Origin of the sequence: Scytonema hankhaensis NUACC26, assembly GCF_045865695.1 — a bacterium.
In the GTDB taxonomy this organism is placed as follows: Bacteria; Cyanobacteriota; Cyanobacteriia; order Cyanobacteriales; family Nostocaceae; genus Scytonema.
Map to the genome: position 1 here is coordinate 1 of NZ_BAACAP010000190.1, position 25,165 is coordinate 25,165.

The window sequence follows — 25,165 nt, forward strand, 5'->3', positions numbered from 1 at the left end:
TCTTGCGGGCACTGGTATCCAGGTCGAAATCGTCACACAAGATAGGGAGTTCAGTCGCAACGATAAGTTCAAACTGAAGGGCACGAGATGTCATCAGGTCGTTAACAATGGCGACGGCTTGACTCATATCGCAGTTAAGGAAATTCTGAACCGCCAGCACACCGTTATTAATCTCGCCCTCAAATTCGATTTCTTTCTGATAAGAGAAAATATCGTTCGTCAAACAGGCAAAGTCGGCGGCTGAATTATCAATTGCCTGCATAGTTCGGGTACGGAAGATCTCTGGTGGAATCTCGTCCCCTTGGGAAAGTCGAGACAGGCTCATGGTTAGATCGGAGCCAAAAGTCTTACGACCGAGCGTTGAAAACTTTTGCCCCTGCCATGTTGCGACTATAACCATACAATGCCGGGAAGTAGTCATCAGCATAGGTTCCCCAAACGAGCCAGCAGGCTGTGATATTCAACTCAGCACTAGACCCATATGGATGAATATAAGCACCGCATAACGCCACGTCAGCCACATCGAATTTGTGGTCATCCCAGATGTAAATACCGGGCATCCCTGGCAGTACATCCAGCATCCCCATTTTACGCGCCCATTCTTTAGAATGCCGCCGAGCCTCTTCTAGATGAGGGTTTAAACTCGTGGAGAAGGGCATATAAAACTGCGGCAAAGTTACTGGCCCTACAGGCTGATAGGGAACATGGGTAAAGCTTTTGAACCGTTTTAGTCCCAAACTATTGTACAAAGCTCCCAGACGAGCCGCCGATGTGCCCAGCCCAGTGGGACCGCCTAAAAACCAGCTGAGGGTCGAAGATTTGTCTGATGTCTGGTTCATGTAGCGGCTCGATCGCATATGCCACTCATGACCCCCCGACTGCCAGTCTTGAAGCCCTTTGGCATATAGGACTACTTTCAGACGCTCGTCGGGACTCAGACTATAACTATATTCCTCGAACAAGGAAGCTCTGTGAAAAAGGTGTTCTCGAACTGTTGCACCCGAGATGTTAGTAAGTCGTTAGTGAGATTAGCCGCCTCCTGAGTACTTACATTAAGGAATCGTTCTAAAACCAAGATACAGTTAGCATTTTCCCCTTCTTCTTCTACTTCTCTTTGGTAAGAGAAGATGTCATTTCGTAGATGCACCCCGTCAGAAAAGGTATCCTTGAGGACACGCATTGGTCGAGTGGGGGCGATCGCATCGGGAATTTCTGCCCCAACAGCGTGTTCCACTATGTTAGCTGACCAGGGCGCTCCTCCCACCTTACGGCGCATCTCAATGTACTCAATAGGGTTAGCAACTCGATTTTGGCTGATATTGGCGAGTTCCCAGAGAGATTCTTTAAGAAGATTGATAGTACTCTCAAAAAATCGGATTATCCAGCCTTGGGAGGCATTGGGGATGGTGCGATTCCAGAGGTCTACCAAACCGCGTTCTACGGCATTAGTGGGTTCTGGTCGCGTTTCTTGAGGCTGCACGGGCATAAACGCCGGTAGTCCATTGAGGTACTTCTTAGCCCCAGCCATATCTTGACTGCGCTTGTAAAGCTCAAGGAAGTGATCGTCAAAGAAAAATACCCAAACATACCAGTCAGTGACCAGATTAAGCATAAGTTCATCGGCATCTGGATGGGTATAGGAACACAATAGTGCATAGTCATGAGCATCAAACTTGCGCTCATCCCAAATCCCATAATCTTCCAATCCCTCTGCCCCGCCCAAAATCCCCATTTCATAAGCCCAAGCTTTAGAATGTACCCGTGCTGCTTCCAGGTTTGGGTTCAACCGTGCTGGCCAAGGTACATAAAAACTCGGCAACTCAAAAGGTTGCTTACTAGAAGTCATTGTCCATTTAAACCTATCAGTTTAAGCTCATTGTCTCGATCGAAGTCGTGTTAATTTGACATTTGCGCTCGCTCTTTGATACAATAAAATTATTTATTGTAATTAAAAAGTTCACAATTGACTCTTGCCAAAATATCGTGATATCGTTTAAGATGAGCAATTTTTTATTGTGCCTACTCAAATAAAGTCAGTGGCTGCAATAACTCGAACCCACTAGGAAAGTTTGTCATACATCTTCAGTCAAGTAATATCTTTACTTTGCCTCCAAAAATAGCAATCAACAGTTAGTAGGCTGGTCTCAGCTTTATCAATAAAATGCAATACGAGTTAAGACATTTAGTAGTTATTAAGTGGACAGTTAAGACATTTAGTAGTCATTAAGTGGACACTTAAGTGAATAATTAAAATATTTAAAAAATAATAAGTAGTATGGCAGTTTCCAACCCAGCATTAAGCGATCGCTATCTTTTCTGTTAAGAAATATTTCTAAGAGTTCAGAGTTGCGAACAACTTGCCATTACCATGAAAAAACACCACCAATTTTGCTAGTAGTAGTTCTCCACAGTTAAGCCCGATGGCTCTTGGTAAAGATAGCTCGAACAAATTTGAGGTAACTAGCTTAACTGAGAAATCTCAGGTTAAAGCCGAACAGGGAGTGGAGTCTCTACAAGCGATCGCATCCTGTTGTCAGCGAAGTCAAGTTGGTAAACTATTGCCAGAAGCGCTTTACGTCCACATCACAGCACTATCCGCCCTTAACCCCTTACTCCAGCAATATGAAAGCCGTGCCAGAAGTGTAGTTCCCCAAGCCCAGGAAGCAACACTTATAAAATTTAGCACTCGCAAACCCAAAATCTCTTACCTCTTCTATCCAGATTTTAACACAGACCCCCATCCAACCTTAAAAACAAGTATCCAAGTTGACACAGAAACTCTAGAAACCACTTATCGAGACTACAGTACCTCAGAAAATCCTCCCATACTCCACCGCAAAGAAACCTTTGTCACGCCAGACTATCCCCAATACCAACAGTTCGCCGAACTGACAAACGCTCAAGAAAAATTAGGTTTGCTAGACGACTCAAGAAACATCGGTACGCGAGAAGGATGGCAAAGACGCTTGCAAGCATTTGGGGTAGAAATTCAGGGACATCATCTCGTACAACACCAAACTCCCAACACAACACAGCCACAAGCAAAACCAGCCAGCGAACCATCAGCACCTCGGATAGATCGTCATAGAGCAGCAATTTACCGCAACGATTTGTCCCGTCCCGTGCGCCTAGCAATAGATGCTAACTTGTTTACATCAGAAACCACCTTTTTTGACTATGGTTGCGGACACGGCGGAGATGTCAAGCGAATTGCCCAAAAAGGTTATAACAGTATGGGCTGGGACCCATACTACTCACCAGACACTCCCCAAACTTCCGCTGATATCGTCAATCTTGGGTACGTAATCAATGTTATAGAAACCCCAAGCGAACGGCGAGAGGCGTTGGTGAAAGCCTGGGAACTCACCCGTAAAGTTCTGCTGGTCTCAGCGCAAGTTTTGATAGCAGACTCAACCAGGGGCGTTGTCGCCTATGAAGATGGAGTCATCACAACCCGCAATACCTTTCAGAAATACTACGAGCAAGAAGAACTCAAACGTTACATTGACCAAGTTCTTGGTGTTGATGCCATTCCCGTTGCTTTAGGCGTTTATTTTGTTTTCCGAGATGAAGCTCAAGCACAATTGTTTCGAGCTTCCCGCTACCGTTCTCGCGCCACAACCCCCAGAGTTTGTTCTCGCATTAAACGATTTGAAGATTATCAGGAACTGCTTGCACCCCTGATGGCTTTTTTTACTGAACGGGGTCGCTTTCCCAGTAAAGGCGAACTACCACAAGAAGAAGACATCAATTCAGAATTTGGTACCTTGCGACGTGCTTTTCAAGTCATTTTGCAAGCAACTAACCTGGAAGAATGGGAAGAAATTTCTGAGAAACGCCGTCAAGACTTGATGGTTTACTTAGCATTGAGCCAGTTTAGCCACCGCCCAAAATTGAGAGATTTAGCCCCCGAAGTTCAAGAAGATATTAAAGGTTTATTTGGTAATTACAAGCAAGCTTGTGTCAATGCAGACATCATGCTTCTCAGCGTAGGTAATCTAGAAATCGTTCGGGAAACTTGTCAGAATAGCCTCGTAGGAAAAAAACTACCCAATTCTTTATGGGTTCATATCTCAGCCCTACAATCACTCGATTCGCTGTTGCGCCTTTATGAAGGTTGTGCGAGTCGCACTATTGGGCGTTTGGAAGAAGCAAATGTTATTAAATTTCATACCAAAAGTGCAAAGATTTCTTATCTTTATTATCCCAACTTTGACTCAGATCCGCATCCGTTACTCAAGACTTGTATGACTATTAACTTACAAGACTTGCACGTCAGCTATCGAGATTACGATACAGATGATAATCCCCCCATGCTTCATTACAAAGAAGCATTGGTGACATCTGACTATCCGCTTTACGAGAAATTTGCCAAACTGACTCGTCAAGAAGAAGACTGGGGACTATTGGATGATTGGCGCAGTATCAGTCATTATTCTGGATGGCTGAAATGTTTGGCAGACCACTGTGCGACTCTCAACGGATATCAATTGCACTGGCGCAAAGATGCCGATCCTTATAAACTCAAGGTGTTGCGTTCAGCCGTTCGCAATCGTCAGGAGAAAAGGCGGAATCAGGGGGTAGTGACCAGTGACCAGTAACCAGTGACCAGCGAGCGATCGGGATACAATTCCGCTCGCTTAAGCGTAAAAATACGAAAATACGTAGGTTGGGTTGAGGAACGAAACCCAACATTTACAGGCATTTGTTGAGTTTCTCAACGGTAAACCCAATCCACAAAAATTCTTATCCGAATAGTATTAGACCGGGGTGTTGTTAATGCGATACAGCTGTCTTCCGTTAAGCTTCCCTTATTATCGCTCCAAATTGAGTGATGACAATTTCTCTATCCCATATCCTCAGCAACTTCACTTTGAGTCTTGCCTACAGAGTCCCTGACTTCAGAAAACGTCAAATATAATATTGCAAGATTTGCCTGCATCTCACTTTCAGCCTGTTGCTGAGGCGTCGTTTTTTTTATTATATAATGAAATTTCTTGCTATGCTCACTTACAATTCGTCTACTCGCCTTCTGTAAAGCAACAGCACTATGAGCAACACTTACCCCGAACGGCAATTCACTGAAGATAAAAATACTGTTTCTTCTGAGAATTCCCACTCCACAATTAATGGCGCTGATTCCCATGACTCAATGAAGTCTCGTTTGCAGAATCAAAACACTTGTCCTTGGGTAGGCATTCGACAGTATACAAACCAATTATCGCCAAAGAAAGCCAACCTAGGATATGTTGCACGCGCACGTGTAATTTATGATAATCACAAAAGTGAATTAAGCAACTATTATCCTGGCTGGTATGTAGCGATTGAACCTGACAGTGGTGATTTTTTTCTTGATGCTAATAAAGAAGTTGCCCAGAATCAGGCTCGTACCAAACATCCATCTAGGTTAATTTGTACTTTTCAGTTAAATATAGTGGGAGATTATTAAAACAGTTGATTGAAGGAAAATTTAGCAGAAAGGGCGAGCTGTTCTTTGAAATAGACTTTGTAGCAGCAGACGGATTAATTATTACTGTTGATGCTCTACTCGATACAGGTTTTACTGACTGGTTAGCAATTAATACCCAAGATGCTGTTTCTTTAGGCTGGCAACTAGTTGATAGCCAGGAAACACGACTGACTGCTCAAGGAGAAGCGCAATTCAACATTTATGCTGGAACTGTTAGTTTAGATGGACAAGAATTTAATATTCCTGTTATCGGGGGAGAAGAAATAGCAGAAGTCTTGTTAGGTTTACCCTGGTTATTTACGCGAAGGCTAGTCGTTGATATTCCAAACAATCTGTTGACATTAGGGTAAACCCAGTTGGGAGAGAATGTATCTCCCTATACGGAGTGCATTGAGCGTTCGCGAAGCGCAAGCCGTACTCGGCTTATCGTCATTTATCGCAGAGTTACCACCAAAATTCGGGCAACTCACCAACTTGCAATCGCTTCACCTCAGATATAATCAACTGAGAGCGCTACCACCAGAATTCGGGCAACTCACCAACTTGTAATCGCTAGACCTCAGTGATAATCAACTGAGAGCGCTGCCACCAGAATTCGGACAAATAGTTATCCACTCAACGAATTGTATGAGTTTCTAGCCGATGCTGCTTACCAGATTCAATGTAGGAAAAGTCGTCAAATGGTAGATGTCCGTCGATTAATCGAAGATATCAACTTACAACTATCAGGAGAAGAAAGCAACCGCGATCGCAAATCCATCACACCACTACAACGAGAACTAGAGCAAAGCAAAGAAAATTTGACGCATCAAAACACACAACTATCAACAACGCATTTTGACAGAGAAAATAACTGTGGTGAAAAAAGAGCGATCGCCCTTGGCGCAAGCCGTACCCGGCTTATCGCTCCTCATCAACGCAAAAAATTACATTCTGCTCTCATCAATGCTTTTCCAGAACCGTCATCTCTCGAACAATTATTATATTACGATCTCGATAAAAAACTAAACGAAATTACTCAAGAGAGTAATCTCAATACAATTATCTTTAAATTAATCCAAACAGCCGAATCTCAGGGATGGCTTTTAGAACTAGTTCGGGTTGCATACCAATCAAATCCTGAAAACCCAGGTTTAAAACTAAACTTGGACAAGTAGTTGAGTTCAAAGCTGCCGGTATTTGCCTAGACTATCAACCTTATTCCTGTATTGGGAAAGAAGTGCAGGTCTTATATGCTTCTGATAATCCTCAATTGGCAATGGTGAAGGGAAGCAAAAGCCCCATAAATGAGGTTAATCAACATATTGGATGGGGTCTATTTATGACACTTGCTGAAATAATAAAGTTAATAATGGAGCGCCGTGGACGGTTGAGTTCAAATCGGCGTACTTGTGTATGTTAAGTTTTGACTTGACACGAACCATGATGGCATAGTATCTCTGATGCCTTTCGCGCTTGTAGGAGTGATTCAAGTGAGTTTATACAAAATCCTGTCAGTCGCAACTCTTGGCACAGCCCTAATAGGTTTAAGTATGGGGAAAGCTGCTGCTGTGACTTTCAGTAATGATTTATTGTTTCAAAATGTTGCCAGTTATACAACAACCATAGCAGATAATAACGATTTAGCAGATATCTACTACCCCAATCCATCAAATTTAAAAACTAGCAATTATTCGTTTCCTGTAGTACTTCTATTGCAAGGTTCAAACATTGATAAATCATTTTACTCTAATTACGCTAGTTTAGTAGCCCGCTACGGATTTGTGGTAGTTGTACCTAATCACATAAGAATTCTGCCACAGGGTAATGTTGAAGGATTTTTACCCGAACCCTGTCAAATCAACGCTGTTTTATCACAAATGCAGGCAGAAAACGCAAATCCTGAAACTCCTGTGAGTGGTGTTGTTAATACACTTGAATTAGGATTGCTCGGTCACTCCGCCGGAGGCTATGCTGGATTAGCAGGAATCGCAAACGCTTGCCTTCCCTTTTTTTGTGAATCCGATTACAGCCGACCGCAAGAACTGAAAGCCGGAGCGTTTTTCGGTTCTTTTCTACGAAATTTATCAACTCAAGAGTTTGTTCCTATCAATAATTCAAGAATTCCCGTTGCCTTATTACATGGGACGCTTGATAGCATAAATACTATCGATAATGCAAAGTTAACTTACGAACAAATTCAAGAACCGCCCAAATTATTTGTCACTATTGATGGTGCCAACCACTATGGGATTACAAATATCAATGACCCTTCAAGGTCTGGGTTTGAGAAAAACGTCCCAACCATAGCTCAAGATGTAGCGATTGAAACTATTGCTCGTTGGAGTGGATTATTTTTACGTGCTAGCATTCTCGGTGACAAAGATGCTTTGAATTATGTCTATTTTACAGGTGATATTCAAGATGAAAATGTCACTGTTACCAAACAATTAAAGTCTGTCTCTGAAGCACCTTTAACATTAGGATTAATGGCAATAAGTACCTGGTCAGTCTTATTACGGTGGAAAAGATGGTTACAATCGTGGCACGATCGCTAGTAATTATATTTCCATCCCTAATCTTAATACTAGCAAAAGGTAATTTCTGAATCGCGGACTTTGCCTCAAGTTTGATTTACCAGCAGAAGTTGTAAAGTAATGAGTGGAGCAAAGCACATAAAGCGAATCCTGACAATTCAGAGTTAAAAGCTATTACTGAAGAATTATTGCCTAACCATACTCGTTTTGAGAGATGGTAAAGTCGAATATATGTGGAGGTAGTTACTTATGTCCCAAGCTCAAGCACAAACAGAAGCAAAATTATATACTTTTGATGAGTTTATCGAATGGTATCCAGAAAACTCAGAAGTTCGGTACGAATTACATGATGGAGTCATTATAGAAATGCCTAAGCCTAGAGGGAAGCATTCAAATTTAACTGGTTCTCTCGCTGGAAGGTTGATAACAACAATTGATAAGATGGGTAAAACTGACATTTGGACAATCCCCAGAGAATCGATTGTCAAACCGTACCGTGACAAATCTGGGTACGAACCGGACATCATTGTGGCGGTTAGCATCTCTTGAGTCAACAGGAAATAACGTCCGCGAGATGGTCCTAGCACCAAAGGCCACAGAATATGCACTCCATCGCCCGGTACAATACCTGCATTCAGGTGGGGCATATCCTGGAATACTGCATTCTCAGAAGCCAGAACGATGTCAGTCGTGAGGATATATTCGGTGTGCAGCAAGGCAGAACCGTTAACGGCACTGATGACAGGCACTTCAATATCCAGCAGGTTTTGCAGAACCTTTTTGCCTTCCCAATACGTCTTGTCCCATTCATGGGGATTGGTGACATCACCCAAACTTTGGAAGTCAATTTGTGCCATCCAGGAGTCGCCCGTGCCTGTCAAAATCACCACCCGATTATCGCGATCGCGGCTAATATCATAGAAGGCATCAGGAAATTCCCGGTGGGTTTTACCTGTGAACACCAAGGGTCCTCCATCAGTGTGCATCCGTACTTCCAAAATCCCGTTTTCGTCTCGGTAGAAGTGCAAGTTTTCATACCGATTGAAGTAAGCGGGTTGTTCGATTGTAGATTGCATAGTTTTACCTCCCGTTTGCGTTTGCATTCAATTAAGCTTCTAAAAACTATGGTGATTTATCTCTAACGCTTTGAGAAGATGGTAAAAAGGAATATAATTTATTCCAAACAAGAATCAATCGGCTCGTGATGGATCGAATTGACTGTATCAAGAGTTTTGTGCGTGTGGTTGAGACAGGAAGTTTTTCGGCAGTCGCACGAGAACTGGATACCACACAGCCCACAGTTAGCAAGCAAATTGCTGCTCTAGAGGAGTACTTGGGTGTACAACTGATAATGCGATCGACTAGAAGCTTGAACTTAACAGATGAAGGGACTCGCTTTTACGAACACTGCCAACAGGTGTTGGCAGCGATGACAGAAGCAGAAGCCAGCGTTGGATCGCGACAAACGCCATCAGGGTTGCTGCGCGTTAGTTGTCCGGTTGCATTCGGACAGTTTCAAATTGTGCCTCGCCTCAAACTGTTTCTCGATCGGTATCCAGATATCAAAATCAATTTAACCATGTCTGACCACTTCAGCGACTTAGTTGAAGAGGGCGTAGATTTAGCCATCCGCATTGGCGATTTACAAGACAATTCGCTGATTGCTCGTCGTATTGGTGTAACGAGACGAATTACAGTTGGTGCGTTGTCTTATTTCCAGCAAGCGCGAGAACCTGAAATACCGGAGGATCTAACCCACCATAACTGCATAGTTTACACGCGACTTTCCACTGTAAATGAGTGGCACTTTCAAGGATCGCACGGAGACATAAAAGTGACTGTAAGCGGGAATTTCCAGGCGAATAACTCAACCGCTGTGCGTGAAGCAGTTTTGTCGGGCTTGGGCATTGCAGTGTCACCAATATGGTTATTTGGAGATATCTTGCATCAAGGAACGCTCAAAGTTGTGCTGAAGGACTATCAACCCACTCCTTTACCGATTTATGCCGTTTTCAGAAGAGGACGGTTTCGACCTGCCAAGGTGTGCTGTTTCATTGATTTCTTAGCGGATAAGTTTAGGAGCGATCCCTGGCTATCAGATTGTGAACATTAAGTAACTGGACTAAAATAAATACACTCATATTTAAGTCATAAACAAGAATTACAGTAAAGCATAAAACTTTTAGAAGAAGAAATACCAATTGCTGGGCTGTAATTATTACCGATACAATGCCCACGCCAAAAATCTCTCAGTATAGTACAGTGCTAATTGATTGCTCACTCCATTGAAAACAGCATCAAAAGCGTGTTCTGCCCAGGGAATTTCTAAGTACACAGTTGTGGTATTGGACTTCAGCAAGCGTTGATACATCCGGCGTCCAAATTTTGACTGCACTATACGATCGCGAGCACCATAAACTAAAAGTGTTGGCGGTAATGGGCGTGTCACGTAATGAGATGGTGACGCTATCTCGTACTTTTGCGGAATTTCCTGGGGCGTACCGCCTAAAAATGCTTCCAAAACCCGACGAATATTAATAGGATCGGGTGAAGGTGGATCGTTGTACCCTTCAGTGAGATTCACTGGCCCATAATAGTTAATAACAGCGCGAAGTGGCAGTGCATCAGGTTGATAAGCAGCAAGCATTGCCAAGTGTGCGCCGGATGAACGTCCCAACAACACCATCTTTTCTACATCAGCTTCATACTCTACCGCATGGATACGGATAAAATCCAAGGCTGCACGTACATCTTCGAGTTGGGCGGGAAAGCGGTGTTGGGGTGCGTGACGGTAATTAATAGCAAATACCGTATATCCACGCAACGCCATGTATTGATTAAATTCAAAATTTACACTAGGATTACCCCTTTGCCATGCACCACCATAGATAACAACAAGTGCTGGATATTTCCCCACTTTTAAAGGTTGGTAAACTTCCATACTGAGAGGGACTCCATTGGGATTGGCAAAGCGGATACCTGTTTGATGACGAGTGCGATTGCGATGAATCCCAACAAAGGAGTCTGTCAAACTAAACGGGTGCGATCGCATTTCGGTCCGAATCTCCACAGGAATCTTGTCCAAATAATTGACACCCAAACCCAAAACCATTGCATCAGACATTTTCATTTGAGTTTGTGGTATTGCTGCTAACTCCAATCCACAAATCAGCAATCCCAGGAAACTCGCAAGACAAGCCAAGTACTTAAGGCGAGGTCGGTAAATCCACAACCAAGATAGCAAAAAAGCGATCGCATTGAATCCCAACAACCAAGGACAGACTTCAGGTGCACCCACAGCCAAAGTCAGTAAAAACATAGTTGGTGCGGGAAGAACAATCCAAGCACTTAAGAAAAGACCGATACCACTTAAAAGCAGTACCAGTGTCAATAAAAATACTTTCCAAATTCCAGTCATTCCAGTTCCATTGGTAGCAACATCAAAAACCGAGTAAAATATCAAACAATATATCTTACCCACTGGTTACTGGTCACTGTTCACTGGTCACTGTATATGTTGCTTAACAATCGCTACCGAGTTCTTCGCACATTGGGGAGTGGAGGATTTGGAGAAACCTTCTTAGCAGAAGATACCCAAATGCCCTCACAGCGACGCTGTGTTATCAAACAATTGAAACCCATTCAGGACAATCCTCAAGTCTACGAACTCGTACAGCAGCGATTTCAACGGGAAGCAGCAATTCTCGAAGACCTTGGAGAGGGTAGCAGCCAAATTCCCCGCCTCTACGCTTACTTCTCGGATAATGGTCAATTCTACTTAGTTCAAGAGTATATTGAAGGACAAACACTCACAGCCAAGGTACAACAACAGGGCGTACTCAGTGAAAGTTCGGTGAAAGAAATTTTAACCAGTATTTTACCAGTTTTAGAATTTGTTCACAGTAAAGGTATTGTTCATCGCGACATCAAACCAGAAAATATTCTGATTCGTCATCGGGATAATCAACCAGTTTTAATTGATTTTGGTGCAGTCAAAGAAACTGTAGGAACCGTCATGACACCTTCAGGCAATACCACCAAATCAATTGTAATTGGTACGCCGGGATATATGCCCAGCGAGCAATCCGTTGGTCGTCCCATGTTTGCTAGCGATCTCTATAGCTTAGGTTTGACGGCAATTTACTTACTCACAGGCAAGTCTCCTCAAGAGTTAGGCACAGACCCCGCCACAGGTGCTGTATTATGGAGGCAATATGCTTTGAGTGTCACGCCAAGTTTTGCAGCCGTTCTGGAAAAGGCAATTCAATTTAGCGCACGCGATCGCTTTACCAGTGCTAGAGAAATGCTACAAGCTTTGCAAACCGGAACAGTCCCAGTTGCGCCCACAGTTCCAGGAGTTGCACCCACCGTTCCCTACATTCACCCACAAGTTTCCACCACACCACCTAACCCTACATCTCAACATACTGTTTCTATAAGTCCAGTCCAATCCTCACAACCTTCCTCTCAAAGGAGCAACTCATCTAGTTGGTTCGATGGCAGTTTTCTTGGTACTTTATTCGCTACTATTTGCGTGACTGTTGCCATTGGAACTGGTGTTTTTGCAATCTTTCATTCGCGACAATCTCAGCCACAGGTACAACAACCATCAACAGAGCAAACTCAATCGCCCCTTCAACCCTCAGCAGAACCTTCTGGGGAACCTCAAGACTCTGTACCGCCACAACAAATACAGGTTCCCCTCGACACAACTCCATCTCCTGAAGTTTCCGAACCCTCATCGCCTTCTGTGGATAAACCATCACCGGAACAGGCAATTCAAAATTATTTCTCAACAATTAATCGGGGAGATTATCAAACGGGATGGAATCTCCTGTCCCCTACTTACCAAAACAATAAACGGCTTCACCCAAATGGCTATCTTTCCTACATTGACTGGTGGGGAGGACAAGTTCAAAGTGTCGAACTCGAACAAGTCAGTTTAGAAGAAGCAGGTACGGAAACAGCTACAGTTAATGCTCGATTAAGATATTTTATGAAAACGGGAAGATCTGTTTCTAGTTCCGTGCGTTTTTTCCTGTTGTGGGATGCTCAAAACGGTAAATGGGTCATTGTCGATACGAGATAAAATTTTTTGCCTAGTTTAACAGTTTACAACAATTTTCAAATTAATGAACTACACCGAGTGGGGCGGGCGTCCTCGCCCGCTTTCTTGTTTAGTACGGGCGGGGACGCCCGTACCACAACAGCAGAGTCTTTATCACAACAGCAGAGTCTTTACCACAACAGCATAGTCTGGTTGTAGACCTTAAAAACTGCTATGAGCTATCTTGGCAGCTTGCGTTATCCTAGTCTAAGTTGGGTGAGGGCTTTAATCTCAATTATGACAACAAAGCTGCTGAACAATCGGTATCAAGTTATCCAAGTGTTGGGATCTGGTGGATTTGGTGACACCTTTTTGGCGGAGGATATCCATATGCCTTCTCGCCGTCGCTGTGTTATTAAGCAACTCAAACCAGTGACTAAAGACCCAAAAACTTACCAAATGATTCAACAGCGGTTTGAACGAGAAGCAGCGACTTTGGAATTTTTGGGTGAAGGAAGCGAGCAAATTCCCAACCTTTACGCTTATTTTTCAGAACAAGGGCAATTTTACTTAGTTCAGGAGTGGATTCAGGGTCAAACTTTGACGGATGTGCTTAACGCTAGGGGGAAGTTGAGTGAAGGAGAAGTGAGAGCAATTTTGTTGAGTCTTCTCTCTGTGTTAGATTACGTCCACAGTAAAGGGATTATCCACCGAGATATTAAACCAGAAAATATTATTCTTCGCTCTTTCAACAGCAAACCAGTACTTATTGATTTTGGTGCTGTTAAAGAAACAATACGTTCGGTTGCTACCACTTCTGGACACTTAACGCAATCGATTATCATTGGCACACCAGGGTATATGTCGAGCGAGCAAGCTATCGGACGCCCTGTTTATGCAACGGATATATATAGTTTGGGCGTTACGGCGGTGTATTTACTTACGGGTAAACGTCCTTACGAATTGGAAACTCATCCTCAAACAGGTGACATTCTTTGGCGTCAACACGCTCCTGGGGTGTCTCCAAGTCTGGCGGAAATTATCGATCGCGCTATCAAACAAAATGCAGGCGCTCGCTACACAACGGCGAGTAAAATGTTACAAGCCCTACAATCCGTCACTGCTCCTCCAACCATTATCCCACAAACAGCGACGGGACAAGTCACAATCCCCCTTTCTGCTGGTGCCACGGCTTCTTCCCAGAATACCCTACTCCATCCAGACCGTACCAAAAATCCAACAATTTCTACTTCTCATTGGCAAAAACCAGCTTGGATTGCAGGAGGTGTGGTTGTCGGGATGATAGGAGCCATTGCGATCGCGAGCATGAGCCGTCAGCCAGAACCGGAAGTTTCTGTTGCGACATCATCCGTCACCAAACAAGCCCCGGAAGCAAACATTACAACCCCAAGCCCTTCACCAACAGTGACTCAGCCAATTGAATCCAAGCGAAATATGCCCAGGGTTGTTGTCCCACCTCCAGTACCAGTTGCACCCGATCCAGTCGTTAGTAATCCACCCGAACAGCCAGTAGAAACTTCTACACCTTCTCAATCCACAGAAAATTCAACACCTCAAGAACAAGAAGAAGCATCCACATCCCAACCAGCCTCAGACCAACCTCCACAAACAGAAGAATCTCAAGCACCTGTTGCAACCGCACCGCAACAAGAAGAGCGACAGGAACCTCCTGCATCCGAGGAAGCCTCCAATGCTAAACCACCAAAAGAAGAAAAAGAAGGAGAACACGAGGAAAAAGCGGAAAAGCAAAAAGTTGCGACTACCAATACGGGAGGTGGTAATGTCCCTGCATTCCCCGTAGGTACGCCAGAAGATACCGTGCGCTCGACTTTAGGTAGACCTAGTAAACGTTCTAGGGGTTTGTGGAATACTCGTGCTTATATTTACACCTTAGAACCAAACCGCATTGACCTCGGTTACTTATTTGACCGTAGAACGGGAGTTTTGCGTCAAACAGAGGTAGCTTTTGCTCAATCTGTTGAACCGGAGGTCATGAAAAATACATTACAAGGAATGTTAGGAGGTAGTGCTTCTGGTGATATTAAGCAAGGGTTACAAAAAGTTTACGACCGTCAAAGCAATCGATATTCTTTTAATCTTGGTGGCTTAAGAGGAACGATCGAACGCAATAATGAAGACCAAATTTACATTGGTATTTGGGATACAGACTTGCGTAAGTAATCAGTGACCAGTGACCAGTGACCAGTGACCAGTGACCAGTGACCAGTGACCAGTGGCTTTATGCTAGGAGGGTTTTATGGTAAACAGTAAGACGACTAGGCGCAATTTTCTAAAAACTAGCGTGGCTGTTGCTGGTGGAATTGTGGGGACTTCAGCTTGTCAGCAACTTACTAGTTCCACAGTTGAACCATCGGAAAATTCTAGTTCTACAGCAGACCTGAACTCGCAAGGTGTATCTACCTCAGTATCTAATGCGCCTTTGGAAAAAATGCCGCAAAGAGTTTTGGGTCGCACGGGTGTGACAGTTCCTATCCTTGGTTTGGGAGGATCGGCGTCTCCTCTGTCTCGTCCTCAAGATGAGGAAGAAGCTAACTCCTTAGCAATTATTGAACGAGCGTATGAACTGGGGATTCGTTACTTTGATACGGCTTCTAACTACGGACCGAGTGAAGAACGTTTGGGTAAAGTATTACCACCTCATCGCAAGGAAATATTTTTGGCAAGTAAAAGCAATGCGAGAGATAGAGATAGGGCTTGGCGAGAATTGGAGCAATCTCTCAGACGTTTAAAAACAGATTATCTTGATTTATGGCAGTTTCATTCTGTTTCCTTTGACTGGAATTTGGATGCTATTTTCAATTCCAAACATGGTGCAATTAGGGTTGCACGGGAAGCAAAAGAACAAAAAATAGTGCGTTTTGTTGGTATTACGGGACATAATAACCCGAAAATTATAGCCCAAGCACTTCGCCGCTATCCATTTGATACTGCTCTTATCCCTGTTAACGCTGCTGACAAACATACTCCTAGCCCTTTTATTACAGGCGTGTTACCAGTGGCTCAAAAAAATAACACTGGTATAATTGCAATGAAAGTTCCTGCTTACGGTCGTCTCTTTAAACCTGGGATTTTGAACGGTATGCATCAAGCGATGGGATATGCTCTGTCTCAACCAGGAGTTCACTGTTGTATTATTGCGGCTGAGGATGTAAAGTTACTAGAGGAAAATGTGAGGGTAGCTAGGGCTTTTCAGCCACTTTCAAAGCAGGAATTGCAGGCGCTCGAACAACGGACTGCTTCTGTTTGGCAGGATAGCAGTTTTTTCCGAGAATGGGCTTGACAGTGACCAGTAACCAGTAACCACCTGACCAGTGACCACCTGACCAGTGACCACCTGACCAGTGACCAGCGATCGATAAATAGGACGCAACGAGTTTCTTTGCGTCTTTGCACGAGACCTTGCAACTTTAATTCAGTATATCTGTCATTAGTATAAGTAACTCCTAGTCGCTACCATAAAGTACTGGTACGCTTACCCATTCATTGTTTGTCATGAGCCTGTGCATAAACCCCACTTGTCCCCAACCGAACCATCCAGATAATGATGAAAACCGCTTTTGTCAAAGTTGTGGTTCCCTCATGGAATTGCAGGGACGCTATCGGGTGATGCGGCTTTTAAGCGATAAAACGGGTTTTGGTAAAATTTATGAGGCTTATGAACGAGACACTCCAAAAATTCTGAAGGTTCTTAAAGAGGAATTATCAGGGGACGCCAAAGCTGTGGAACTTTTCCAGCAAGAGGTGGCTGTATTGGGACAATTGGAACATTCTGGCATTCCTAATGAAGATAGCTACTTTCAGTATCAAACCAGAGACGGTTTGAATTTACACTGTATTGTTATGGAAAAGATTGAGGGTCCTAACTTAGAACAGTGGCTGAGACAACAGCAAAATAGACCCATCTCTCAAGACCAAGCTATAGCTTGGTTGAAACAATTAGCGGAAATTTTGGGGCTTGTGCATGGAAAGCAGTATCTGCACCGAGATATTAAGCCATCTAATATTATGATTCGACCGGATGGGCAGTTGGTACTCATCGACTTTGGCACTGCTAGGGAGGTGACGAGAACTTACTTAGCAAAACTACATGGTAGTGCGGGTGGTGTCACAGCAATTATGTCCTCTGGTTATAGCCCTCCAGAACAATTGAATGGATTAGCTGTACCTCAATCAGATTTTTTTGCTTTAGGACGCACTTTTGTATTTTTGCTCACAGGACAAAACTCCATAACATTGTACGACGCTCATGATAATGTATTGCACTGGCGCGATCGCACTGAAGGCATTTCACCACTCCTGTTAAACTGTATTGATTGGTTAATGGCAAGAGAAGTTAGTCAACGTCCCGCCAATACCCAAGAAATATTAAAACGCCTAGCTGCGATCGAACAGCAGTTGGGTGGAAGCGCTGTAGCTACCATCAATGTTGTGGGAAGTTTAGATACACAACGGTTGTCACCACCAGATACGACAACATTACCGCCACAACCCAAATGTATACCACCACAAAAGCCATCCGAAAAAGTGCCATTACTTTCTCTGTTTGCAGCCCTGCTCGTGGTCTTGGGCTTTCTTGGCATAGTTGCATTAGCAACACGGTTTCCACAATTTGCTTCCATTCCCAATTACGGACAAGCACCAGAAAGAAAAGGAAAAGTTGACTACTTTCCCTATGAAGAAGGTAGAGATAGCCAAGGTAGGATTGCTGAATTTAACGTAGCTGTTCTTTCAGTAGAATATAAATGGCTTTTAGGTAGTGATTTCCAAGTCAAATACAATGACCAAATCATTAATCTAGACGCTTTAAAGTCTAATTTAGAGCAAGAAGGTATACAGAGGATTATGGAAAGTCCTACAGAGATTATTTCTGTAGGTACAGCTTCTTGTGAAGGTGTTGTAGCAGTTGAAGAACGTAGAGCACTTGAGCGTTCAAAGCAGATACAACTTTTAGCTAAAAAAATATTTAGTAATACGAATAGCGTCAAAGGTTACCGCTTACTTAATTTAGGGCAATTTCGTCGAAATGACTGTCAGGCGAGTCAAGATTTAACCGCTTATCAAAGAAGCATTATTATCATTGGAGTGAGGAAACAATCAGAGGGCGTTCTTTTAGATGAAGCCCTTAGAGATAGGTTAGAGAAAAAACCATTTGCTGACTTCAAATTAGAGGATTATTCTCTAGGTTCTCTAGAGAATTTCAAAACAATTCCTAGCAATTTATAATCTAGGTAGAAAATATTGAAGCGACTGGAAGTCGCGACTACACAAACAAAGTCCGCCTACGCGGACTAACATGAAAATCAATACCGATCGGGTTTTGCTTAAACCATGAAATTATGTAGCTTGGGTTGAGGAACGAAACTCAATATTTACAAGTATTTGTTGGGTTTCATTATCGTTTAACCCCTACTACAAAAATTCTCAGCCCTTACAGTATTGACATGAAAATAGGATTTCAAATAAGTAATCTTAGGGCAGACAAGAGGATTTAGATAAAATCTGATACAATAACCGCTTAACAAATCCCAAAATCCATGCTTCAAATTCAATGACCCGCTTTATACACGACAAGTTTGCCAAAGATTACCTCGAAGAATTACTCAAAAACTATGGAGAGGTCAAAACTTCAGAAAAAGTTTCAGGAGAGATCAAAGAAATCGATGTTTTATTCATTCCCGCTCAACCCCAGAGTTCCGATGTACAAACATTAGGTTTGCTAGGCAGATTTGCCGAATTTCCGATGATATTAGAACCATTCCGCAATGCAGCTACGGAAGATGAAATCTGCGACTGCTTGCTAAAATTATTGGAAGTCAGAGCGGATATGCGTCGAGAAGCGAAAGCCCAGAAAACTAAACTTCCAAAACAGAAAATCCCCAAACTGTGGATTCTCACTCCCACAGCATCTACCAATAGATTATCGAGTTTTAACATTAACCAAAGATCGGGATGGTTACCAGGAATTTACTTTTTGGGAGGTGCGTTGAGAGCAGCAATTGTTGTCATACATCAGCTACCACCAACACCAGAGACGTTATGGTTGAGACTGTTGGGTAGGGGAAGAGTGCAACAGCAAGCAATTCTTGAACTCCTTGGGTTACCTGAGAATCATCCCTATCAGAAAGCAACGCTAGAATTAGTGTACAACCTGCAAGAAAATTTGAGAATCAATCAAGATATAGATAAAGACGACCGGGAGTTAATTATGCGATTGGAGCCACTTTATCAGCGTAATAGAGAACAAGCCAAAGAAGAGGGACGACTTGAAGGGCGACAAGAGGGACGGCTCGAAGGAGAGCAACGTCTGGTTATCTGTCAGCTAAATCGCCTCTTTGGTGAAATCGATGCATCATTGACTCAACAAATTAGAGAATTATCCACCGAACAACTTGAAGCATTGGGAGAAGTTTTATTAGACTTTTCTGAAGTAGCTGATTTACAAGCTTGGTTAAATCAAACTGAAGCATAAAAAACCTCAGATACCCGACTTCTTCAAGAAGTCGGGCATCTTTTTGTTCAATTAACTACCGCAGTACTAGCTTTTGCGCCTCTTGCTGCATTCCAGTTTTCATCCAACTCGTGACAATTTCCATAACTTTATTCTCTTAACTGCGAGTTTGCTCCAACCAATTCACCAAATCTGATATTTCAACAAAATCTAGTAGAGCTTCGCTCAAAGCTTCGGTTTGATCCAACGGTAATTCACGCACGCGCTGCTCTAAGGACGGCTCAATTGTTCCTAACCGACCATTTAACTGTCGAAGAACTAGCTTTTGCGCCTCTTGCTGCATTCCAGTTTTCATCCAACTCGTGACAATTTCCATAACTTGTTCCTCCTGCCTTAGACCCATACTATCAAGCTCACGCTGAAAAACCTGCTCTTCTGAAGCATTCAACTCTAAGTAAGTATCCACAAACCCAGAAATTAACTTTGTTCGAGCCGGATCGAGCCGTAAAGTTGCTAGTAATCGCAAACACTCTGCTTTCACTCTCGCCCTATCTTCTGGCGCAATTCGCATTTTTGCCCTTCGGGTTCGCCAGTTCCCTACGGCGGGAAACCCGCCTACAGGACTGGACTCACCATCAAAGCTGCTGCTACCGGATTTTTTTGTTGTAAGAAATCTCGCCAATTAAGCTGATTCAGTTGGATTACCGTAAAGTTAAACTCCAGTACCTTTAAATTTGGGAATTATACTTGATACTGTTTCCGTTCCTGCCGTTTTGGTTCATCAAAAGAAAATACAACAACTGGATAAATAGGAAGCAAGTATTCTTGATGTAGCTTAGCAAAATAGAAAAACATTCGCGGCGCAAAATCAGATTCGGTGTAAGACTGATTTTCTACATGAATAATGAAACAAGTCTCCTGTCCTCGAAACTTTACTAGTGCAAGCAAATCAATAATTTTTCGTTCTCCAGTTATGAGGTCAGTAAAGTACTCTTGTGGTAAAAAGGTAATGGGTATACGCTCAAGATAATTCGCGACTTCTGGTAGAAATAGCTCTATGAACTCCACGAAAAACGTGGACAGAAGTGTTTTGAAAAGTTGGTCGTATTGATAGAATTAGCAATAAAGCACATTTTGTGAGCTTCTTCGTGCAAACGGGTTGCCTTTTCGATATCTGCACTGAAGCGCGATCGCTACACGAGGTTTGAGCATAACTTCAGTAAATCGCCCGCTTCCGTTATTTGTCTTTTCCATCACACCAACTGGATTATCAATGTAATCCGTCACAACAATTTTTGCACTAGCACACAGATGAAGATACCAGAGCATATGACAAGCAGAAATTGATGCCAACAGCAGTTCATCTGGATTATACCGTGTTGGGTCACCACGAAAAGAGGGGTCAGACGAGCAATAAATAATAGGTTTGTCTTGACGAACGAATCTCGTGGTTGCGGCTGTATGCTCGGTAATTTGCTGTTCCTTCCCCAAGATTACCAGTCCAAGCGATCGCAACAGAGGCTTCAAAAAAAACGATCGAACTGGTCAGGTGATTACTGGTCACTGGTCACTGGTCACTGGTCAGGTGATTACTCACTGCCAAAACAGTCATAAAAAGTCAGAAAAAGTATGAAATAGTCTTAAGATGCTTGCAGAGGCTACAACATTTACGGAACATGGGAAATAACTGTTGATGACAAGTATGGAGACACAAAGGTCACCTATTGACTGTAAGCAGACAGTAAATAATATCTTATCTAGCAGAAGGAAATATTAATTTATGTTAATCAGTCAACACCACCTATTTTTCAAATCTAATTTTAAAATGACTAAAACGATTAAAAACAAAATTTCTATAAAGAATACAACAAATAGTAACAATCTTGATGATTATATTAGTAATTTGCCAAAATTTATCAAAATTCAAAATCTTTTAAATTTCCAGATCTCTCGGGATTGGTAAGACAAGTAATGACTATGATTTACGCAACTTCAACGCTATTTTGGGAGTTTCACACGTTGTCGATCCCCCCAACCCCCCTAAAAAAGGGGGGCTATGCGTAAGTCCTTAAAAAGGGGGGCTATGCGTAAGTCCTTAAAAAGGGGGGCTATGCGTAAGTCCTTAAAAAGGGGGGCTATGCGTAAGTCCTTAAAAAGGGGGGCTATGCATAAGTCCTAATTACCTCAAATTTTGTTCTTCCTCCCCCTATTCCCCACTCCCTACTCCCTACTCCCTACTTCCTATTTTATTATGAGCATCTTAGACTTTCCACGCCTGCACTTTCAAGGTTTTGCCCGCACTCACGCCCCCACGGGACATAAAAACGGTTTGGTAGATCTGAGTAACAACACAGTTTATATGAAGGGCGAACGTTTCGACCACAGCCGTCCTTTATCTGAATACCACGAATACCTCCAAAACTTGGAACCTCGGTTTAATGCTGAAGGACAATGGGATGAAAACGGTGCTTTCAGTATGGCAAGAGGTTGGGATTTTGGAGGAAACGGTCACTTTGCGATCGAAGCAAAAATTGTCAGTACCCAACGCGAACCAGGAAAAGTTGACCAACAAGACCCCGTAGTCGGACGCAACATTGATATGTGGGGTCATTTCAATGATTACCTAGCTACAACTTTTAATCGCGCTCGTATCTTTGATTGCGATCCCGCTTCTAATTGGACAACCACAATCATGGTCGGTCAACTAACTTTTGGAAGACAGGGTGTATCTCATGAAGTCCCATATATGCTCTCAGCTCCTGTTGAAGGGATGCAACCAGCTCGTTGGCAAAATTTTAACTACATCCGAGAATTGCCAGAACATGCCCTCAATAGTGAGTTTAAACGTGCAGAAGTTTATCAATTTGTCATACCTAAAGACGCTAAAGATTTGCTCTGGGGTGAAGAGACAGCACTTTCACCGACAGTTTCCTTACTACGTTGTGCAATGGATCGGGAAGATGTGTTGGGAGTGGTTGTACAGTTCAGTATCAGCAATATGTCTGCTCCATTACAACCCGACTCACCAGTCTTTTGGCATTTACATGGAACCATCGGGTTGTGGTGTGAAGGCGAACTGACGACTTACCCACACGGTCGATTGTTAACTCCCCGTCATATCTTCCAAAATCCCGAAGACAGAACACTGTCTAACCTGACAGTTGACATAACTCCTCAAGGTGCTTGCTTGAATATGGTAACAGCAGTTCCTTGCAACGGACGTGCAACTCAAGCAGGACCGGGACCTACTCATGCGATCGCCTCCAAGCTTGACCTGGGCGAATTGGAACTGCGTACAGCTAAAAGTCAGCGATTGGTAGCGCGAATTCCCAAGGAAGAATACCAACAACAAGCACATCAACTTACAAGTGGAATTGTAGACGTACCTTTGGCAGAACCCTTTGAGCATCTGTGTCAGGAGATCGAACAGCAGGGTTTGTGCATTGTTGGAACTCATCCTAACGGTGAGCGACAGATTTTAGTTCGGGAAGAGGAAATTAACATCCAAGTTAATGATGCTTGCTTATTTTTAGAATTTCCAGATGAAAAACGGGGTGAGGATTACGCCGTAGAATTAGAGGTAAGGTCTTTTGTTCGGGGTCGTCCCGCACCTGTTGAAACGATCTACTTACGCCAATTCTATAATCCAAAAGGTTTCCCTCAGTTACGTTATGACTTCGATCGCAATCCAGAGAATGCCAACAAAATTTTCCACTTTCCCCACAGTATAGATATAGTACATTTCAAACCGGGTCAGCAAGATGAAATCAGTGATTTTACGGCTTCAACTGTAATTGCAACCGATCCCCAAGGACGCGGTTGGGTAACTGTGCGTGGAGTGCGATCGGGAACTGCACGAGTCCTGCTATCAACGCAGGCTGACGAAATACTGGGAGATCCTTCTCATCCCGACGGAGCGATCGCAAGCTATGATAATGAAGATAAACTTGGCTTCTGGTCGGGGGCTGGTTCCTTTGCGCTGCGAGTTCTCCCTAACAATTGGCATTTAGAAGATATTCCAGATGAGTCAGTAAACTTTAACTTGATTTACGAGCATATCCTCGCTTTCTACGAACTTTCCTTTTCCTTTATGAAAGCCGAGGTCTTCAGTTTAGCGGACAAATGCAAGGTAGAAACTTATGCTCGCCTAATGTGGCAGATGTGCGACCCTTGCAACAAAAACAAAACCTACTATATGCCACCCACAAGAGATATGTCCCAACCTCATGCAATGCTTTTGCGTAAATATTTGCAAAACCAACAGCGAGTGGGCTACGTTCCCGAAACTCAACCAACACCAAAGAGTACTCAGCGCACCATTCAAACTCGTGATGAACTAGTAACCGCTTTGCGACATGCTGCTGAACTTGAAGCCGCAGTTATGTTGCAGTATGTTTACGCTGCATACTCCATTCCCAACTATATCACTGGTGAAGAGTACGTGCGTCGGGGTTTGTGGACTCCCGAACAACTGCGTCTCGCTTGCGGTGACGGTCAAGAAGGACACAACTATGGAATGCGGGGCGTACTGTTGGATATCTCTCGCGAAGAGATGGTTCATTTCTTGATGGTCAATAATATCTTAATGGCGATCGGCGAACCTTTCTACCCAGCTATACCCAATTGGCATGAAGCGAATCGACGCTTCCCTATAGAAGTCGATTTTGCTCTTGAACCCTTTGGTCAATCTAGCTTGCAGCGATTCTTACAATTTGAATTGCCCGACTTTTTGGTGGAAGATTTAGCGCATGAAACCGAACCCAACGATCCAAGCGTTGATAAACTCTATGGTTATGGTTCCTTAAGCGAACTGTACCGCCAAATTCGCTTTGCAATTGAAAATATTCCAGATTTAATTGTTGTTAAAAAAGGTTGCGTGGGTGGCGAACACCACTTATTCTTACGAAAAGATACCAATAAATCTCACCCCGATTATCAGTTTCATGTAGATGATGTCAACAGCGCTCTCTTTGCCATTGACTTAATTGTCGAACAAGGAGAGGGTTGTGAGGCAGATTCGCCTAAGTTTGAAGAATCTCATTATCAAAAATTCCGGCGCGTTGCAGATGCACTGGCTCGCGAACAAACCATTGATGCTACGACTGGGCATAAATTACCTTGGAATCCAGCATATCCCGCTTTGCGTAACCCCACGCTCCATCACAAAGATTACAACTCTACTGTTGTGACTGTTCCCCAAACGAGGGCTGTCATGCAGATTTTTAACGAGTCTTACTATTTAATGATGCAACTAATGGTGCAGCACTTCGGGTTAATGCCTCATGGTAGTATGCGGCGATCGAAACTCATGAATGCAGCGATTGATGTGATGACGGGTATGATGCGTCCTTTGGGTGAATTGCTGATGACTATGCCTTCTGGTAAACGCGGGAAAACAGCCGGTCCTTCTTTTGAGATTGCTAACCCACCTACATATATTCCTACACCTGAAATTGCGTATCAAGCGATCGCAAGTCGATTTGAACGGCTGAGTCATGAGGCTAGAGAATGCGAGGTCATCCCTAGCATGGTTTACGAAATGTTTGATTTCTACGCCGGATATTTTGAGGATTTTGCTAAGAATCCTCAGCATATGTTTGGTTAGTAGATTTCTTGGATAAATATTTTTTGTCTCACGCAAA

The 25,165-nt window shown here is 43.3% G+C and carries 20 protein-coding genes and 3 pseudogenes; 15 read left to right on the plus strand and 8 right to left on the minus strand.

Going from position 1 to position 25,165, the window contains the following annotated elements:
* The 3 genes from ACKTT2_RS19575 to ACKTT2_RS19585 all read right to left on the minus strand — a co-directional run.
* A partial coding sequence (locus tag ACKTT2_RS19575) for a terpene synthase family protein (protein WP_407889959.1) occupies positions 1-325 on the minus strand: 325 nt, incomplete at its 3' end.
* 22 nt (positions 326-347) lie between these two features.
* A complete protein-coding gene (locus tag ACKTT2_RS19580; RefSeq protein WP_407889961.1) occupies positions 348-659 on the minus strand; it encodes a hypothetical protein in 312 nt (103 codons plus the stop codon).
* Positions 660-934: 275 nt separating this feature from the next.
* Positions 935-1,846, minus strand: coding sequence for a terpene synthase family protein (locus ACKTT2_RS19585; protein ID WP_407889963.1), 912 nt, complete (start codon positions 1,844-1,846; stop codon positions 935-937).
* A 574-nt stretch (positions 1,847-2,420) separates the two neighbouring features.
* Between ACKTT2_RS19585 and ACKTT2_RS19590 the strand changes: the two genes are divergently transcribed.
* The 7 genes and pseudogenes from ACKTT2_RS19590 to ACKTT2_RS19620 form a co-directional block, all read left to right on the plus strand.
* Entirely contained in the window at positions 2,421-4,601 is a 2,181-nt protein-coding gene (locus ACKTT2_RS19590; RefSeq protein WP_407889965.1) for a DNA phosphorothioation-associated putative methyltransferase, read from the plus strand.
* Between the two features lie 449 nt (positions 4,602-5,050).
* Positions 5,051-5,449, plus strand: coding sequence for a hypothetical protein (locus tag ACKTT2_RS19595; protein WP_407889967.1), 399 nt, complete (start codon positions 5,051-5,053; stop codon positions 5,447-5,449).
* 5 nt (positions 5,450-5,454) lie between these two features.
* Complete coding sequence (locus tag ACKTT2_RS19600) at positions 5,455-5,820, plus strand: aspartyl protease (protein WP_407889969.1); 366 nt, start codon at positions 5,455-5,457, stop codon at positions 5,818-5,820.
* A gap of 16 nt (positions 5,821-5,836) precedes the next feature.
* Positions 5,837-6,019, plus strand: coding sequence for a hypothetical protein (locus tag ACKTT2_RS19605; RefSeq protein ID WP_407889971.1), 183 nt, complete (start codon positions 5,837-5,839; stop codon positions 6,017-6,019).
* A 74-nt stretch (positions 6,020-6,093) separates the two neighbouring features.
* Complete coding sequence (locus ACKTT2_RS19610; protein ID WP_407889973.1) at positions 6,094-6,627, plus strand: effector-associated domain EAD1-containing protein; 534 nt, start codon at positions 6,094-6,096, stop codon at positions 6,625-6,627.
* A 315-nt stretch (positions 6,628-6,942) separates the two neighbouring features.
* The gene (locus ACKTT2_RS19615; RefSeq protein ID WP_407889975.1) at positions 6,943-8,007 is read left to right on the plus strand and encodes an alpha/beta hydrolase family protein; all 1,065 of its coding nucleotides are present in this window, start codon (positions 6,943-6,945) and stop codon (positions 8,005-8,007) included.
* A 228-nt stretch (positions 8,008-8,235) separates the two neighbouring features.
* Positions 8,236-8,517 (plus strand): annotated as a pseudogene (locus ACKTT2_RS19620) (Uma2 family endonuclease); the annotation flags it as partial.
* Positions 8,518-8,576: 59 nt separating this feature from the next.
* Here the strand turns inward: ACKTT2_RS19620 and ACKTT2_RS19625 are convergent.
* Positions 8,577-9,089, minus strand: a pseudogene (locus tag ACKTT2_RS19625) (enoyl-CoA hydratase/isomerase family protein); the annotation flags it as partial.
* A 101-nt stretch (positions 9,090-9,190) separates the two neighbouring features.
* Between ACKTT2_RS19625 and ACKTT2_RS19630 the strand changes: the two are divergent.
* On the plus strand, positions 9,191-10,099 hold the full coding sequence (locus tag ACKTT2_RS19630; protein ID WP_407889977.1) for a LysR family transcriptional regulator: 909 nt from the start codon (positions 9,191-9,193) through the stop codon (positions 10,097-10,099).
* A gap of 105 nt (positions 10,100-10,204) precedes the next feature.
* On the opposite strand, the gene ACKTT2_RS19635 is transcribed toward ACKTT2_RS19630, so the two are convergent.
* Positions 10,205-11,404: an alpha/beta hydrolase fold domain-containing protein gene (locus ACKTT2_RS19635; protein WP_407890055.1), complete on the minus strand. Its 1,200-nt coding sequence runs from the start codon at positions 11,402-11,404 to the stop codon at positions 10,205-10,207.
* Between the two features lie 96 nt (positions 11,405-11,500).
* Here ACKTT2_RS19635 and ACKTT2_RS19640 point away from each other — a divergent pair, with 96 nt between their 5' ends.
* From ACKTT2_RS19640 to ACKTT2_RS19665, 6 genes are all read left to right on the plus strand, one after another.
* Complete coding sequence (locus ACKTT2_RS19640) at positions 11,501-13,075, plus strand: protein kinase domain-containing protein (protein WP_407889979.1); 1,575 nt, start codon at positions 11,501-11,503, stop codon at positions 13,073-13,075.
* A 43-nt stretch (positions 13,076-13,118) separates the two neighbouring features.
* The gene (locus ACKTT2_RS19645; RefSeq protein WP_407889981.1) at positions 13,119-13,241 is read left to right on the plus strand and encodes a hypothetical protein; all 123 of its coding nucleotides are present in this window, start codon (positions 13,119-13,121) and stop codon (positions 13,239-13,241) included.
* Positions 13,242-13,330: 89 nt separating this feature from the next.
* Positions 13,331-15,235 carry a protein kinase domain-containing protein gene (locus tag ACKTT2_RS19650; RefSeq protein WP_407889983.1) on the plus strand — a complete coding sequence of 635 codons (1,905 nt, stop codon included), beginning with the start codon at positions 13,331-13,333 and terminating at the stop codon, positions 15,233-15,235.
* A gap of 76 nt (positions 15,236-15,311) precedes the next feature.
* The gene (locus ACKTT2_RS19655; RefSeq protein WP_407889985.1) at positions 15,312-16,355 is read left to right on the plus strand and encodes an aldo/keto reductase; all 1,044 of its coding nucleotides are present in this window, start codon (positions 15,312-15,314) and stop codon (positions 16,353-16,355) included.
* A 212-nt stretch (positions 16,356-16,567) separates the two neighbouring features.
* Positions 16,568-18,298: a serine/threonine protein kinase gene (locus ACKTT2_RS19660; RefSeq protein ID WP_407889987.1), complete on the plus strand. Its 1,731-nt coding sequence runs from the start codon at positions 16,568-16,570 to the stop codon at positions 18,296-18,298.
* A 325-nt stretch (positions 18,299-18,623) separates the two neighbouring features.
* The gene (locus ACKTT2_RS19665; RefSeq protein ID WP_407889989.1) at positions 18,624-19,544 is read left to right on the plus strand and encodes a DUF4351 domain-containing protein; all 921 of its coding nucleotides are present in this window, start codon (positions 18,624-18,626) and stop codon (positions 19,542-19,544) included.
* A gap of 136 nt (positions 19,545-19,680) precedes the next feature.
* Here ACKTT2_RS19665 and ACKTT2_RS19670 read toward each other — a convergent pair.
* From ACKTT2_RS19670 to ACKTT2_RS19680, 3 genes and pseudogenes are all read right to left on the minus strand, one after another.
* Positions 19,681-20,591: pseudogene (locus tag ACKTT2_RS19670) on the minus strand (Rpn family recombination-promoting nuclease/putative transposase).
* 48 nt (positions 20,592-20,639) lie between these two features.
* Positions 20,640-20,996 carry an OsmC family protein gene (locus tag ACKTT2_RS19675; protein WP_407890057.1) on the minus strand — a complete coding sequence of 119 codons (357 nt, stop codon included), beginning with the start codon at positions 20,994-20,996 and terminating at the stop codon, positions 20,640-20,642.
* Positions 20,926-21,087, minus strand: a complete 162-nt coding sequence (locus tag ACKTT2_RS19680; protein WP_407890063.1) for a hypothetical protein — start codon at positions 21,085-21,087, stop codon at positions 20,926-20,928. The genes ACKTT2_RS19675 and ACKTT2_RS19680 overlap by 71 nt, the downstream gene beginning before the upstream one ends.
* A gap of 687 nt (positions 21,088-21,774) precedes the next feature.
* Here ACKTT2_RS19680 and ACKTT2_RS19685 point away from each other — a divergent pair.
* Positions 21,775-25,128: a ferritin-like domain-containing protein gene (locus ACKTT2_RS19685; protein WP_407889991.1), complete on the plus strand. Its 3,354-nt coding sequence runs from the start codon at positions 21,775-21,777 to the stop codon at positions 25,126-25,128.
* Positions 25,129-25,165: the final 37 nt, after the last annotated feature.

What these genes read in the sequence shown, in the direction of transcription:
- ACKTT2_RS19580 (WP_407889961.1), bottom strand. Translation starts at nt 659, where the DNA reads ATGCCCTTCTCCACGAGTTTAAACCCTCATCTAGAAGAGGCTCGGCGG.
- ACKTT2_RS19650 (WP_407889983.1), top strand. Translation starts at nt 13,331, where the DNA reads ATGACAACAAAGCTGCTGAACAATCGGTATCAAGTTATCCAAGTGTTG.
- ACKTT2_RS19635 (WP_407890055.1), bottom strand. Translation starts at nt 11,404, where the DNA reads ATGACTGGAATTTGGAAAGTATTTTTATTGACACTGGTACTGCTTTTA.
- ACKTT2_RS19655 (WP_407889985.1), top strand. Translation starts at nt 15,312, where the DNA reads ATGGTAAACAGTAAGACGACTAGGCGCAATTTTCTAAAAACTAGCGTG.
- ACKTT2_RS19665 (WP_407889989.1), top strand. Translation starts at nt 18,624, where the DNA reads ATGACCCGCTTTATACACGACAAGTTTGCCAAAGATTACCTCGAAGAA.
- ACKTT2_RS19640 (WP_407889979.1), top strand. Translation starts at nt 11,501, where the DNA reads ATGTTGCTTAACAATCGCTACCGAGTTCTTCGCACATTGGGGAGTGGA.
- ACKTT2_RS19590 (WP_407889965.1), top strand. Translation starts at nt 2,421, where the DNA reads ATGGCTCTTGGTAAAGATAGCTCGAACAAATTTGAGGTAACTAGCTTA.
- ACKTT2_RS19645 (WP_407889981.1), top strand. Translation starts at nt 13,119, where the DNA reads ATGAACTACACCGAGTGGGGCGGGCGTCCTCGCCCGCTTTCTTGTTTA.
- ACKTT2_RS19605 (WP_407889971.1), top strand. Translation starts at nt 5,837, where the DNA reads ATGTATCTCCCTATACGGAGTGCATTGAGCGTTCGCGAAGCGCAAGCC.
- ACKTT2_RS19585 (WP_407889963.1), bottom strand. Translation starts at nt 1,846, where the DNA reads ATGACTTCTAGTAAGCAACCTTTTGAGTTGCCGAGTTTTTATGTACCT.
- ACKTT2_RS19685 (WP_407889991.1), top strand. Translation starts at nt 21,775, where the DNA reads ATGAGCATCTTAGACTTTCCACGCCTGCACTTTCAAGGTTTTGCCCGC.
- ACKTT2_RS19660 (WP_407889987.1), top strand. Translation starts at nt 16,568, where the DNA reads ATGAGCCTGTGCATAAACCCCACTTGTCCCCAACCGAACCATCCAGAT.
- ACKTT2_RS19630 (WP_407889977.1), top strand. Translation starts at nt 9,191, where the DNA reads ATGGATCGAATTGACTGTATCAAGAGTTTTGTGCGTGTGGTTGAGACA.
- ACKTT2_RS19595 (WP_407889967.1), top strand. Translation starts at nt 5,051, where the DNA reads ATGAGCAACACTTACCCCGAACGGCAATTCACTGAAGATAAAAATACT.